The 14,020-nt window shown below is 46.8% G+C and carries 12 protein-coding genes; 1 reads left to right on the top strand and 11 read right to left on the bottom strand.

Annotation, left to right across the window (positions count from 1 at the left end; all coding sequences use genetic code 11):
• Positions 1-57 precede the first annotated feature (57 nt).
• The 11 genes from J2X61_RS06550 to J2X61_RS06500 all read right to left on the bottom strand — a co-directional run bounded on the left by J2X61_RS06550 (position 58) and on the right by J2X61_RS06500 (position 12,801).
• Positions 58-213: a hypothetical protein gene (locus J2X61_RS06550; RefSeq protein ID WP_310186687.1), complete on the bottom strand. Its 156-nt coding sequence runs from the start codon at positions 211-213 to the stop codon at positions 58-60.
• Complete coding sequence (locus J2X61_RS06545) at positions 206-457, bottom strand: hypothetical protein (protein ID WP_310186686.1); 252 nt, start codon at positions 455-457, stop codon at positions 206-208. The genes J2X61_RS06550 and J2X61_RS06545 overlap by 8 nt, the downstream gene beginning before the upstream one ends.
• A 1,153-nt stretch (positions 458-1,610) precedes the next feature.
• Positions 1,611-2,351, bottom strand: a complete 741-nt coding sequence (locus J2X61_RS06540) for an SDR family NAD(P)-dependent oxidoreductase (RefSeq protein WP_310186685.1) — start codon at positions 2,349-2,351, stop codon at positions 1,611-1,613.
• Between the two features lie 456 nt (positions 2,352-2,807).
• Positions 2,808-4,052: a hypothetical protein gene (locus J2X61_RS06535; protein WP_310186683.1), complete on the bottom strand. Its 1,245-nt coding sequence runs from the start codon at positions 4,050-4,052 to the stop codon at positions 2,808-2,810.
• 518 nt (positions 4,053-4,570) lie between these two features.
• On the bottom strand, positions 4,571-5,458 hold the full coding sequence (locus J2X61_RS06530) for a DUF6454 family protein (RefSeq protein WP_310186682.1): 888 nt from the start codon (positions 5,456-5,458) through the stop codon (positions 4,571-4,573).
• Positions 5,459-5,481: 23 nt separating this feature from the next.
• A complete protein-coding gene (locus J2X61_RS06525) occupies positions 5,482-6,318 on the bottom strand; it encodes an ABC transporter permease (RefSeq protein ID WP_310186781.1) in 837 nt (278 codons plus the stop codon).
• An 8-nt stretch (positions 6,319-6,326) separates the two neighbouring features.
• The gene (locus J2X61_RS06520) at positions 6,327-7,529 is read right to left on the bottom strand and encodes an extracellular solute-binding protein (RefSeq protein ID WP_310186680.1); all 1,203 of its coding nucleotides are present in this window, start codon (positions 7,527-7,529) and stop codon (positions 6,327-6,329) included.
• Positions 7,530-7,554: 25 nt separating this feature from the next.
• Positions 7,555-8,595 (bottom strand): ABC transporter ATP-binding protein, encoded by a 1,041-nt coding sequence (locus tag J2X61_RS06515; protein WP_396135405.1) that lies wholly within the window; start codon positions 8,593-8,595, stop codon positions 7,555-7,557.
• A gap of 15 nt (positions 8,596-8,610) precedes the next feature.
• A complete protein-coding gene (locus J2X61_RS06510; protein WP_310186678.1) occupies positions 8,611-9,435 on the bottom strand; it encodes an ABC transporter permease in 825 nt (274 codons plus the stop codon).
• Positions 9,436-9,589: 154 nt separating this feature from the next.
• A complete protein-coding gene (locus J2X61_RS06505; RefSeq protein WP_310186677.1) occupies positions 9,590-10,303 on the bottom strand; it encodes a GntR family transcriptional regulator in 714 nt (237 codons plus the stop codon).
• Positions 10,304-10,572: 269 nt separating this feature from the next.
• Positions 10,573-12,801 (bottom strand): helix-turn-helix domain-containing protein, encoded by a 2,229-nt coding sequence (locus J2X61_RS06500; protein WP_310186675.1) that lies wholly within the window; start codon positions 12,799-12,801, stop codon positions 10,573-10,575.
• 332 nt (positions 12,802-13,133) lie between these two features.
• Here J2X61_RS06500 and J2X61_RS06495 point away from each other — a divergent pair, with 332 nt between their 5' ends.
• Complete coding sequence (locus J2X61_RS06495) at positions 13,134-14,018, top strand: ABC transporter permease (RefSeq protein WP_310186774.1); 885 nt, start codon at positions 13,134-13,136, stop codon at positions 14,016-14,018.
• Positions 14,019-14,020 lie beyond the last annotated feature (2 nt).

Here is a 14,020-nt window from a genome sequence, read left to right as displayed (position 1 = left end):
TAATAAGGTGAAAACCCGCTCTATGGCGGGTTTTTCGATATGGAATCTAACGCGGCTTCAGTCTTCCGTACAATAAATTTGATAGAGACGTTCTTTGATGCCCAAGCGTCTGGCGATCAGATAGAGAAATCCAAACAGTCCCTGTTGTACATATTTAGGGATTCCGGGCAAATAGCTTTCACCGAGTTGAAAGATGATCGCCAAGTCAAGCATGTTTCGCGGTATCCCATAGCAGAGAAAGAATCGGAAAACATTTTCCCGAGAAAAACATATCGATTAAGAGTCTTACTACTTGATTAACCGCCGACTCCTCCGGCAGCACGCCATTTTTCTGGTAAAACAAATCAGGAGTACTCATAAAAATAATATTAACGAAAAAAATCCCGAACACAGCCCATCCCCGCAAAATGTCAATTAATGAAATCCGGTCAGCTGTCGTTGTAGGTTGAATTATCATGATAACATTCCTTCCTTTTATATTCTTATCGGGGGCCATAAACGTACTGTAACGAATTTCTTTGCGATAACCTATTATCCTTAGGGATAAATCCGATCTATACTTAAGGTGGAATTTAAGTAAAAATTATTTCTTGCCAGTGTCAGCCCATACAATGGAATTACAGGGTTAGGCAAATATTCCGGAGGTGCATAAATGGCAGATCAAACGGGCATTCAACCGCTTATTTGGGATATGGACGTGAATGGGAATCTGTTCACCGTTAACGCGGCATTGCTGTGGGACGTAGGAAGTCATCCTCGTTGATACGGAGGTTCCTGGTCAGCTGGGACTGATACAAGACCAAGAAACTGCCAATCCTTATGGCAGCTTCTCTAATTATGTTTATTCAACAAGCGTTCCTTCGTTAGTTCAACGGAACGTCAATATAGCTTGTTTGTATGCCTTAGTCACTACCCCATATCTGTTCCCATCAGGATCCTGAACTGAAATTCCTCGCATTCCGTCGAACTCCTCAATCTCGCCAACATTGGCTTCTCGCTGCCGCAGCAGGTTATGTGCCAACTCAACATCGTACGTATGAAAGTTATAAAACTGTCCTACACCATAATCATTTTTCGGAAAAGGTATCTGTTCAATGTTATAGGAAAGCACGAGACATACACTTGACACTTAGAAAAAAGTGTTTTGCATATGGATATCTTTTTGTAAACCATATAATAGTTCGGAATTAACGGCATTATTCATTAACGTAATGCTGCCCGTTACTTTAATGAAACAAGGGACAGCTGCCTAGCGCGGCGATCTGTCCCCTATTTTTGCACTATCGTTCTCCGTTAGCGAAGGTAACGACCGAATTCATGATCCGTGACTCGGCTAACGCTGACAGACTTGTATGAAGAAATCCAGACAAATGGTTTATCTATCAATGAAATAGTCGTTCAATTTACCAGGGGGGCATTCATAAAAACGCGCCACGAAAGGATTGGTCCCTTCGTGGCGCTAGAGGCCGTGATGCCTGGGATAAACTTGTATTCCCTATTGAAGTGCTCGAACGTGACGATTGAAACGAAATTTTGTCCTATTGGCTGTGACTAGCCCTTTGTAACTAAAGTGCCAGTCGAAGTAGTACCACTGACCGAGCTTGTTGTTTCTAGCCTCTCAGCTGAATCTCATAATCTGTAACAATCTTTCCATCGTACTGAATAATTTGGCCATTTTGATTCTTATTAGACAGGATAATGTCGGTACTTTTCTGCCCAGCGGCTTCGGGAGACTTGACAAATCCGCCGTGCGCACCCGCTTCCATGCCGTTCAAGTCGGTTGCGACAGCGCCAGGCATGATGCCGAAAATCTGGCGATGGCTGCCCATTTTTTCAAATTCGTAAGCATAAGTCAGTGTCATCACGTTAAGTGCTGCTTTGCTTGTAATGTAAGCGAGCGGGTGCCAAAAGTCAGTCGGCGAAATCGGAACGGTGATATTGACGATTTTCGCGTTGTCTGTCAGAGATGACAGCAGACTTTTGATGAGCTCATGTGTGCCGAGAAAATTCGTTTCCATCGTCGTACGTAAATCCTCAGTTGTATAGTCAAATGTGCGCTTTGCGAGGTCGAGTGCCGCGCGCCCAGGCTTGACACTATCAGGAATTCCAGCATTATTGACCAAAATATCGAGCGAGTTAACCATTTTAGCCGCTGCGTGCAAGCTGTCAAGATTATTCAAATCAATCTTGATGAACGTTGCTGATATGTCTTCTGCGGCAAGTTTGTCGACTGCTGCCTGCCCACGGGCTTCATCACGCGCTCCAACGAGAATGTCATAGCCACGCTTACCAAGACTTCGAGCGATTTCGAAACCGATTCCTTTATTTGCGCCAGTAACGAGTGCTTTCATAGTGGGCTCCTTTTCTTTTTTTGCTTAATACAAGACATTATAACTTAACGATAGAATCAACAGCATCCTCCGAAACGTCTCAAATCCTTCTGATACGATGCGTTTCTGCGTTGGATGGATCGTTAATCATGAATTGTTGCTCCAGTCAATCCGCTATGAGTGCAGCTATGAAATTGAGTGGGCTTCACGGTCTGCCACATTTGGATTCTCAAATCCCCATTCCAATTTTAACCAAGTTAATTGTAATTCAGAAATCGGAAAATATGCAAATTTTTTAATTATTAACAATTAGAAACGAAATATTATCAATTTACCACAGGTCATTCAAGTAATCTGCCCGTTAGCGTGGAAACGGCAGTCGATCGTTGATATGCTCCCCTTACGGTAGACAGGTGAAAAAATAAAACCTGTTTGTTGTATGGGGAGCACAATATGGGTCGGCTGCTGCTGTGATTTCTACAACGGTTTATCTGGTACCCAAACGATCCCACTGTAAGTTGAAATATGATACCAATTGGTCCCCTCTGGGGAAATCCATTTTTCAAAAGAAAGGGCTTCCTGATCTTTAAAGGCCCCTGCTTCATGGGCAACCTCTCCTGTTAGTGGGAAGAAGTAGGTTTTTGTTTCTGAGGTTAATTGTATTTTCTCTTGTGTTAATGTAATGCCATGAGGTCTTTCCAATGGTGCTCTATCAAGGTTGACCACTTTCCAACCGAATGGGGTTTGAATACGTGCCCAGCCTTCATTTATTCTGTCTGCTGCATATGTTCCTGGTTGCAACCAATTTTGCAAACTTATGCTTGACCCACCGTCGATGTCAAAATAACGTGTGGCTGTTCGGAGTATAATTTTTTCGTTATCTAAATCGGATTGCATTAACGGACCACTCTCAGATTCAAATAAAGGATACGATTTAACCCACTTATAAGTTCCATCATGTGTTTGAATTTTGAACCAGCTATAAATTTGAGTCTTGATGTTAAAAACGGAACTTGCAACCGCTTGAACTATTCCAGGAGTTGCTTTCACACCTTTACCCTGAACTACATAGGGTTGATCATAAAGCAATTCGTTCCCAGTCATTTTAATGACTCTGTCGGTTGATCTCTCCTTGGTCTGAAAGTTTTCCGGAATAAAAGGATCGACAATCCACTTCTCCCCCTGTTGTTTTGTAGAAATTCGGTACCACATAGGAGCTTCCAACATTGCCTTTCCCGTATGAGCCCCTTTGTATAAATAATTATAAATGGCAGTAACATGTACTTTTTGTGGCGAAATTATATCTTTAGGTGATTCTGAGTTGGAAAAAATACCGACATCGGGTTGGTCATATAACTTCATATCTTCAACAAGGGTAATGTCCCTGTCTTCCTCCCAATAGCCGCCAGCAGTAATTCTGCTATCATCCTCTATCCATTTTTCTCCGATCCAGGTTTTTATACGTATATATTCTTTACCTTGGATGTTTGCTAAACAATTCGAATCATTCAGAGTACAAGCCACTTCTACCATCTGCATACCGGAAATTGAGCCAGCAATAGAATTTGGATTTCTATAATCATCCAACAGTTTCGTCTCGGATAGAACGACTAGCTGTCTATTCGACATCAAATCGATTGTTGCGTTCGCTGAGGTGCCTAAAAAACTGAACGTACCGTACAATACTGACATCGCCACTGCATATTTAACAACTTTTTTCATACACATACACCTTTCTCTATATAACCTTTGTTATTATCCCAATTGGATAATTATACTAAAACCACCTTATTCACGAATATGCTTTACAAAATCTTCACTCAGTTATCCATACAAAACTGCTCATTAAAGAGACTTAAATAACTCGAATTCATTGACGTGGATATATGGATTAGTTTCAAAAATTCAGTTTAGTTCGCAACAATATTATGATTGAATACGTCTACATTTACAACATTAGGTAATGGCATTTGCTCTCAACGAGGCGTCTTTGTGTTGTGAAAGTTTGATGCACAAATCTTGAGCAAACTTCCAGTTCGGATGATACATTCCTACGAATAAGGGGAGTATCTTCAGTTCATGAATGTCATTTCTAGCCAGTCATTGATCTCGTCATTTGTTAATTCATCCAGAGGCTTGTAATTGTAAAGCGGATCTGGCTCCTAAATCGCAAACAGCATCAAAGAACCCCCTTCCGTTTTCTTAAAACGTCGAAGGGGGTTCTACTGATATGGGAATCCCTAACTAATTCTTACTTCATAAACGAGCAAATCACCAAAATCATCATCGGGTACGGCATAAAGCCTCAATACCTGATCTGTCAATTTCACATAGACCGGATTCCGGGTAATAACATGTCCTTGTGGCGAAAATTCCGCTACCGGCACTTCGTGAATGAGTTGGAATGTCTGCATATCTACGAAAGCTAATCCGCCCAATTCATACTTCGTCACACTACGGCTTATAGACGCGGGCAGCTCCGCGATACCGCTAAGCAGCATACAGCCTCCGCCCACATATTGTCCGTCCTGATAATCGATAAAATGGCTCGAATTCGGTGCCTCTTGCAGCAAGTCCCCTGTAGGAGTCCATGTAAAAAATCTGCGTGATCCCCAACTTTGGCCGATTAGTGTGCCGTTGTGACGGTTACAGATCAAGCCGCCGATATGATTAGGGAACCTGAAAGCCTCTTCAACCACCAGTGTCTCCATGTCTAATTTATAAATGATTGATTGACTATGGGGCCGGTACTCGGCTACCGGAATCCAGATATGGCGTCCGTCCGTATCGATTCCGCCTGGATGGTACATAGCCCCTTCCCCTAATTGAATGTCATGCAGCAGCTGACCTTGCTCATCCATGACATAAAGGTGCCCTGTTCCCTTACCTGCTGTACGATCGTAGCCGTGCCCGGCTTCGCCGGTTGGAACAGGAGCTTCTGACAGTTCTACGGATGACAAATAAAATAAGCCGCCGCTATAAACCATGCCTTGGGGATGATAGATCTGAAACGGCAGTCGCAATCGCCCGGTCTGTTTCCATTGTGTATGGCGTGTTAATTGCTGGAACACTTCTTGGAATCTCGTACTTTCCATTCTAGGCAGTCCTTTCCCGGATTTTCTTAGCATAGCGAAAATCATTGTTCCCTAATCTATGAGCGTTCCTCTTGAATCATACTGCGAATGTAGAAATACCCCATGAACGAGCAGAGCACGAACATGAACACCGCCGTTGCACTCGTTCTGCCAATCTCCTTGTATACGCCGAACATTTGTTCCATGGCAACCCCCAGCACTTGCGGCGCATTCGGTCCCATGAGAAACGGTGCTGTGAAGCCGCCGATAATACCCATAAAGACGAACGTCATGGTGACAAGCATCGTTTTGTAAGACAGCGGAATAATGAAACGCAGGAGGATCTGCAGCCTTCCGGCACCGGCATCCTTGGCGCTTTCCACGATCGAATTCGGTATCCCCGAAAGCGCTGAGCTGAGCATCATGGTGGCAAACGGAATATTAAACCACAAGTTGGCAAGCAATATCCCCGAGTAACTGTATATGATTTTCGGAAAATACTCCCCGCCCGCCAGTAACACGAACCTAGCCAGCCAGCCATGATTGCTGTACATCGAGATCATGCCATAGGTTCCAATAACCGATGGAATAAACATGGGGATAAAATACAGTCTCTTGATCCAATCCATAATTTTACCCTGGTTGAACCGCAAGTACATAGCCAGCATGTAACTGACGACAATTACAATTATCATGGATACGATCGTCAGGCTGAGCGTAAAGCTTATATTGCGCTGCATGAAAGGATCTGTGAATAGAAACACATAGTTACTTAGCGTAAAGCTTCCGGTATTATCGTCCTTAAAGCTCTCCTGAACGGCCAGGAGGATCGGAATCACAACGACGAGCAGAAGTATGAGAAAAGAGGGGATAACCATGGCTATCCCCAACAGGTTACGTTGTTTATTTGCCATCACCGGTATTAATTGCCTCCAGCCACTTCCCGCTGCCAGCGCTTATTGATTTCATCGCCAAGTGAGCCAATAGTGAACGTACGGTAGCCTTTGGCCACACTTTCAAATTTCTTCTGCAGATCCGCAGGCATTTCCGACCATTTGATGCCCGGGTATCCGTACATTTTGTTAATCACGACCGTCTGTGCTTCCGGAGTCAGCGCGTAATTGACGAACTTTTCAGCCGCCTCTTTTTTCTCCGACATAGCCGGAATAGCAATGTAAGAAGGTCCTCCTGTAAAAGCAGGCTCGATTTGCGTCAGCTTGATAGTATCAGGCAGTGTTTTCTTGCTGATCTGCTCAAGTCCCATATCCGACCAAGCCGGAATCATATCGACCTCACCGCTTGCAAGGATGTCGAGTGTACCTTGGTTTTTCTTTGGGTAAACCCCTTTTTGATACATATAAGGGCTTAGTTCTTTGAGCAGTGCAAAGCCTTTATCCCATTCCTTCATGATCGACGGATCTTGATTATGAACCGCCTCAGCCGGCAGGAAGTTATAAATCGCCGTTTGGACGAAGGAGGAGCCGGAACCGCCGGTTGCCGGATCGTTGTAGGCAAACTTGCCGGGATGCTTGCGAATCCAGTCATACAGCTCATCCACCGTTTTCGGAGGCATAGGAACATTCTTGCTGTTGTAAGCCAGGACAACGGAGGATGCCCGGTAAGGCACAGCCAGTTGATGCACATCGTTCATATAGGCTGCATCCACCTTGCTCAAGTTAGGGATCAGCGAGGTGTCCATTTTCATCCATACCCCGTCTTTTTCCCCTTTGGTCAAATTGCTTAGACCCGTTTCGAACAGATCGATATCAATGCTCTTCTGCCCCGCTTTTTTAGCGCCCAGCACTTTATCGATCGCCGCGCTTTCCGCTTGTCCATCCGGCAGATGCACCAGCTTCACCTTAATGCCCGGATTGGCTTGTTCGAATTGCGGCGTTAGCGTTTCCCACATCTCTTTCACATTGGCTGAACCTGAGAAATAAAAATTAAGTTCAACCGGCTTCGCGTCTTTCTTGTCCCCTTGCGCCGCGCTTGGCGCCTGGCCGGTTGCCGACCCCGATGCTGTCTGCTCGGCTGCCTTGCCGCAGCCGCTTAGCACAACGGCCACTGCCAGTCCGCCAATCACCAGTTTCTTGCCATTTAACAGCCTCTTCATCCATTTCTTCACGATAATGCCTCCTTAGAATTTAAAATTAAAATGCGGTTACCCGCATAAAGCCAATTGGAATGGATTGACCATGCTCCATGGATGCTGCTTGTTCTCTCGGTACGAACAGCTTGACTGTCCCCGCTATGGTATCGGCCGAAACCTCGGCATAATGACCAAGCACCATGACCTGACGGATTGAAGCTTGAAACGAAGGCTGCCGCTGCGCTTGAACGGCGTCCAATAAGCAGATGTCTTCAGGTCGGATGGCGGCTGTAACGGCCCCTTCGACCGGACGCTTGACGGCAAACCGCCGGCCTTGAATATCCACGACTCCGCCTTCGCCTTGAGCGGACAGGAAATTCATTCGACCGATAAATTGCGCTACAAACAGCGACTCGGGATGATCGTAGATGCGCTGTGGCGAGTCCAGCTGCTCGATGCGCCCGCTGTTCATGACGACGATCCGGTCGGAGATGGAGAGAGCCTCCTCTTGATCATGCGTAACGAATACCATAGTCAGCCCTGTACTCGCTTGAATCTCGCGCAGCTCCTCGCGCATTTCCAGACGCAGCTTGGCGTCAAGTGCGGAGAAGGGCTCGTCGAGGAGCAGCACTGCCGGATCCAGGAGCAAAGCGCGGGCGACGGCGACTCGCTGCTGCTGACCGCCGGACAGCTGACTGGGCATTTTTTTCTCCGTGCCGGGCAAGCGAACTAGATGCAGCACCTTATCGACGGCCGACCGAATCTCTTCCTTCTTGCAGCCTCTGATTTTCAAGCCGAATGCAAGATTGTCGTGGACCGTCATGTGCGGCCAAAGGTTATAGCTTTGAAAGACCATGGCGGTCGGCCGCTTTTCCGGCGGAACCTTCAAGACGCTTTGGCCTTCAATGAGGATGTCGCCGCTATCCGGCTCCAGGAAGCCGCCAACAGCCCGCAGCACGGTGGTCTTGCCGCAACCGGACGGTCCCAGCAGGGTAACGAGCTCACCTTTGAACACATCCAGACTTACCCCCTTCACGCCATCCCCTGTTTTAAATATTTTGTGGAAATTCCGAATCGAAAGCTGTGGTTGTTCCATTGTCATACGTTCCGGCGCCTCCTATTTCATTGTGAATCCGCTGGACATCACATCCGCATTGATGAAACGGCGCGCTGCCAGCAGGAGCAGAATCGTCGGCAGTGTCAAAATGATGGAAAAGACGCCGCCGGCGGTAGTCGGGTAGTTTTGAACAATTGTATACATAATGAGCGGCATGGTACGGAAATCGGGAATCCCTACCATGAAAGTGCCCTGCGCCTCGTCCAGGGAAGAAAGAAAGGTAAAGATGGAGGCCACCACGATGCCTGGAAGCGCCATGGGCAGGGTAATGTACCAGAAAACCCGAAACGGTCCAGCGCCTGCATCACGGGCGGATTCTTCCTGGGATTGATGCACGTTCTTAAACGCTGCTGCGGGAATCCATGTCATGTACATGAGTGTATTGACCATGTGGATCAAAACAACGCCTATAAACGTATTCATCAGGTGCAACTTAAAAAAAAGCACAGCGATGGACACATACAGACCCATTTTGGGGAAGGCATGGGTTAACAAGAATGAGAAGAGGAACATCTTGCTTAACCGAAATCGAATTCGGGCAAATGCGTAGGCGGCAGGCAAGCAAATCACAATGGACAACAGCGTCACTACGGTCGCAATACCGAACGAGAGTGAAATCGATTCAATGACTTCGTTCTGCTTGAACACGTATGCCCACCAAGTAAATGACCACTCCTGAGGCAGTACGGCTGGATATTGCCATTTACCGGAAAAAGCCAGAACTAATAAGTTAATCAGCGGTCCCATAAAAAAAAGGATAAAAAGGAGAAGAATCGCCCACTCCATCCATGCTTTGTAAGAGACAGCTCTAAGCTTCCAACTCATATGCGCTCCTTTCGCCTCCTAAGAGGTATAGACATCTTACTCATCTGATCATACATGGCTATCGTTAAATGATCGTCAACTGGACATAATAGTTTTGTAAAGAAAAGAACCCCAATCTGTGAAAGATTGGGGTTCTCCGCCATGGCCCGTGCGCTCATGTCGTCCGCCGGATATTGAATGTAAACACATCGTTGCGCAAGTAATCTAACGAGTATAGGACCGGCATATTCGTCTCGTCGTAATGCACTTGCTTCAGCAGCAATACGGTCGTCTGCGGATGCTGAAGCAGTCGCTGGCTGTTGCGGTCGATGTGCAGAGGGACACAAATTTCAGAGTCAGCGGTCACGATTTTACGACCCAGCCGTTTCTCAAAAAATAGCAGCAGCTTACCTTGAAATTCATCGTGATCAAAGGAATCGCCTGCAATTTCGCTCGGGATCATGTTGATGGAAAAAGCAACCGGCTCGCCGTTGGCGGTATGGACGCGTTCCATCTTAACGACAGGATCGCCCGGTTGAAGACCGAGTGCTGCGGAGGCCTCGATCGTACAGCCCTCTTTGGTGAATGAAATGCGGCTTTCTCCTTGGTCCAATTGGGCTGTCTGAATCATTGCCCCAATGCTAGATAGGCGCTCCAGCGAGCTTGGAATCGTTGGAAGCGGCTGAATCACGAACGTCCCCACGCCATGCTTAACGAGCAGTCTTCCTTCCTGTTCAAGCATCTTGACGGCATTCCTGAATGTCTCCCGGCTGACACCGAACTCTTTGGCCATCGAAATCTCGGAAGATAAACGCTCACCGATTCGAAGCTTGCCGGAATCCATCATCTCCATGAGGGATTGTTTGACCCATTCATGTTTCACTTGCATAACAAAGAACAACTCCTCTAGACATCAAGTTGTATCTTCATTGTGAAGCACATCTGAATTCGCTGTCAAGCCCTATATTGGATTTGCCTGTCGTCACAGCGCCACTTTTACTTCCCCAGTGAATGTTTGAACCTTCGTATCGGCATTTCTCTCACGTAAGAGTAACTTTCAGGAAAACTGTGTTACTTGATGATTTTTTGCCTGCATGGCATGCAAAACAGGCTGCCTCCAAAATTCTGCGCCAGCCTGTTTATACGATTACTGAACCTTTATACCGTATGGCAGCGCCGGAACTCTCCGGGCGTTTCTCCGGTCATTTTCTTAAACATCCTGATGAACGAGGTGCCGTTACGGTAGCCGATCTGTTCCCCGATGTTCTGAATGCTGAGGTCGGAACCGACGAGCAGTTCCTTAGCCTTCTGAATCCGAACTCGGTTCATATGCTCGCTGAAATTCGCCCCTGTCTTCTCCTTAATATATACCGACAAGTAAGCACTGGACATGTCCAGCTTCTCCGCGATCAAATCCAGCGAGATGTCCTCCGAATATTGGGTTTCCGTCATTGTCAGAACATACTCGATCACGTCGTCTTTATCCGACTTCTTCATTTGCACCCAGTTGGCATAAACAGGCACAAGCGCGTCAAAAATCCCTTTAAATTCCGCTAACGTAAAGCTGGTATTCAGTTCCTTCCTCAGTCTTACGACTTCGTTCCTGACTGTACTCTCCGCTTCCTGCTGCTCCAATGATTTCAGCATACGGGAAGCCCAGGCTTCACTGAATTGGCGAAACTGAGCCAACGTCGCCTGACTTCGCGCCATCGCTTCAAGCATGCGATGTACGGCGTGGAGGCACATTCTCCCATTGCCGGCTTGAAGATGCGCGTACAATTCCTGCTCCTGCTCCGTCGTAAAAACATACTGAAATTTAGCGGCCTCCTGCTTGAGAATAATTTGTGACTCATCCTGCGGACGGGCCTGTTTCAGCATACCCGACACCTGTTCATAAGCGGTATTCAGCTCGGCGCTCTGTTCGAAAACAGAACTGACGGCCATCATGATCAGGCAGGTTTGACGGTCTTTATCCAATGTTTCCTTGAGCTGCTGCAGCGCCTCCGGCATTCGGTCCGTCTCATTCTGCCGGAAGACAACGGAGATGATCTGATCATTCTCGATTTGGAACGTATAGGCATTCAGCTCATGCTCGGAGAGGACGATTTCAATGTATTCCCCGATATACCGTTTAATATCCTCGCCCAGCCCTTCCATATTTCTCGCATTCAGCTGATACAGAATGAGCGAGAAGGGTCCCTCCGCCTGAGCAAATTCGCGCCATTCCGAGATGCCCACATGAAGCGATTTCAGCTTCGCGATATAGCCGTAATTGGTCAGCAGCGAGGTACTGTTTCTCAACTTGTCATGAATCCTTGTCCGTTCTTCCGTCAGCTTGTCAATGTGCTTGCTGATCGTTTCAAACTCATGAATGGGAGATTCCATCCGCAGCGGCTGTCCTTCGGGGTGCTGCAGGGAAGCGATAATCCGTTTCACCGGTGACTGAAGCCGACGGCTGAACCAGTAAGACATCACCATCGCGATGGCAATGGAAATAACCAGAACGACAATCTGCGTAACCCTTAGCTTATAGATCTGCGCGGCGATGTTCGCATAGGGAACAGCCGTCACATAGCGCAGGTGATTTTCCGCGTCCTCGTGGATGAAGAAATAGCGATTCTGGAATAACTGGTACGATTCGCCTGCAGCGAACACCGGAATTTCCTCTATCGATGCAAAAGATTTTGAGCGGTAGAGATTCCCGCCCTCCTCGGTTTGAATCAGGAACGGAACATCGCCCAGCAGCGCCTGGTTCAGCTTGTCTGCGTCCAGCATCGCGATGAGCGCATAATTCGCATTAGGCAGCTTAAACGAGAACGGAATGTAAGTTTTGTTCTCTTTGCTGAAATTATCGAGCGGGTACGCCTCGGCCGGGTGCATATAATAGTTCCTTGGACGCTCGAATTCCTCTTTCCAATAAGCGAGGTCGTAAGGCGCATGAAAGTTCGTCAGGGAATTCAGGGCAACCTCCGTGCTGCTGCCCTCCTTGTCCGCCATGAACCCATTCGAGCGGTACAGCACCATCAGATTATCCATGTAGAATAGCGGGTTACCGGCAGTTTCCCTCAGCTGACGCACCATATCGACTACAAGATAGTAATTGGCGTTGCCGTTCTCGCCCGCAGTCAGCTGCGCGTTAAATTTGGTAATCGAGTTATCGTGATACATCTGGAAGAGTACGGTTCTCAGACGGTTGAAATGACTGTTGTAGCGCTCCGCAGCCTGGTTCAGCATATGCTCATTGGAACGAATGATTTCCTGCTTGATATTCTCTTTAAAAAAAGAAAACAGGACGAAATTAAAAACCGATAACAGCATAATGATGGTCAAAAAACTGATAAATATGCGGACGAGAAACGATTTGCTCTTCTTATTCAAGAGTTCCATGACGCCCCTCCTTATCCTCTTAATCTCTTAAACACCATGCTAGCAGGTCGTAAAAGCAACAATCAACACCTTTACAAAACCTTATCATCCGCTGAAAAAAAACCGTTCAAACCAAGTCCTGTAAGGAACTATCCCCTTTCTTCCGCTCTGGAAATCAAAGAATCAGTCTATTGCCTAAAAAAGAGTCAATTTCTTTTCTGCCAGCCACGGTCTATGATCAACCATGAAAACGAAGAAAGGAGGTGTGACGCTTGGATCGCATCAAGCCGGTAGGCAAGACACATTCGCGAAAAAGTTCCCTCGGACAGCGCCAAAGAAAACGCTGGAAGGAAATCACGCGGAACTGGGATTTATATGTGCTGATCTCTCCGGTGATTGTCTTCTTCGTCCTATTTGAGTATGTACCTATGTACGGATTGCAGATTGCTTTCAAACAATATTTCGTGACCAAAGGAATTTGGGGGAGCCCGTGGATCGGACTTGATCATTTTGCGCGCTTTTTTGAAAGCTTCTATTTTTGGCGGATTCTGTCCAATACATTCTCCATTGGGGTTTATCAGATAGCCGCAGGATTCCCTGTACCTATTCTGCTAGCGCTGATGGTCAATGAGATTGGACGCAAGAAGTTCCAGAAATGGATTCAAACCATTCTGTATGCTCCACATTTTCTATCTACCGTTATCGTGGTAGGGTTAATGATGATCTTCCTTTCGCAGGAAAACGGACTGGTCAACCACGTTCTGGTTTGGATGGGCTTCGAACCCATTGCTTTTCTGACGAATCCGGACTGGTTCAAAAGCATGTACGTGACTTCCGGCGTATGGCAGCAAATGGGCTGGAACTCCATCCTATATCTCGCAGCACTGGCCAGCATCGATCCCCATCTGCATGAATCCGCGCAAATGGACGGTGCCGGCAGACTTCGGCGTATCTGGCATATTAATTTGCCGGGACTCAGACCCACTATTATTATTTTACTTATTCTAAATATGGGGACGGTACTTGGCGTCGGATTCGAGAAAATTTATTTGCTGCAAAACTCTTTGAATAGTCAGGCGTCCGACGTAATCTCTACGTATGTGTACCGGAGCGGGATTCTCGGAGCGGAATATGGCTTCTCTGCGGCAGTCGGCCTCTTTAACTCGTTGATCAATTTCGTGATGCTGGTTGTGGTTAACGCCATTGCCCGTAAAACAAGCGAAACCAGCTTATGGTAGAG

The sequence above is a fragment of the Bacillus sp. 3255 genome (assembly GCF_031456485.1).
Lineage (GTDB): Bacteria > Bacillota > Bacilli > Paenibacillales > NBRC-103111 > Paenibacillus_E.
Note: the sequence above shows the minus strand (reverse complement) of the source record. Positions and strands in the feature narration are given on the sequence as shown.

Bases quoted from the DNA above. Each gene is read 5' to 3' on its own strand.
- J2X61_RS06500 (WP_310186675.1), bottom strand. From the start codon at position 12,801: ATGGAACTCTTGAATAAGAAGAGCAAATCGTTTCTCGTCCGCATATTT.
- J2X61_RS06515 (WP_396135405.1), bottom strand. From the start codon at position 8,595: ATGACAATGGAACAACCACAGCTTTCGATTCGGAATTTCCACAAAATA.
- J2X61_RS06550 (WP_310186687.1), bottom strand. From the start codon at position 213: ATGCTTGACTTGGCGATCATCTTTCAACTCGGTGAAAGCTATTTGCCC.
- J2X61_RS06525 (WP_310186781.1), bottom strand. From the start codon at position 6,318: ATGGCAAATAAACAACGTAACCTGTTGGGGATAGCCATGGTTATCCCC.
- J2X61_RS06530 (WP_310186682.1), bottom strand. From the start codon at position 5,458: ATGCTAAGAAAATCCGGGAAAGGACTGCCTAGAATGGAAAGTACGAGA.
- J2X61_RS06545 (WP_310186686.1), bottom strand. From the start codon at position 457: ATGATAATTCAACCTACAACGACAGCTGACCGGATTTCATTAATTGAC.
- J2X61_RS06505 (WP_310186677.1), bottom strand. From the start codon at position 10,303: ATGCAAGTGAAACATGAATGGGTCAAACAATCCCTCATGGAGATGATG.
- J2X61_RS06535 (WP_310186683.1), bottom strand. From the start codon at position 4,052: ATGAAAAAAGTTGTTAAATATGCAGTGGCGATGTCAGTATTGTACGGT.
- J2X61_RS06510 (WP_310186678.1), bottom strand. From the start codon at position 9,435: ATGAGTTGGAAGCTTAGAGCTGTCTCTTACAAAGCATGGATGGAGTGG.
- J2X61_RS06540 (WP_310186685.1), bottom strand. From the start codon at position 2,351: ATGAAAGCACTCGTTACTGGCGCAAATAAAGGAATCGGTTTCGAAATC.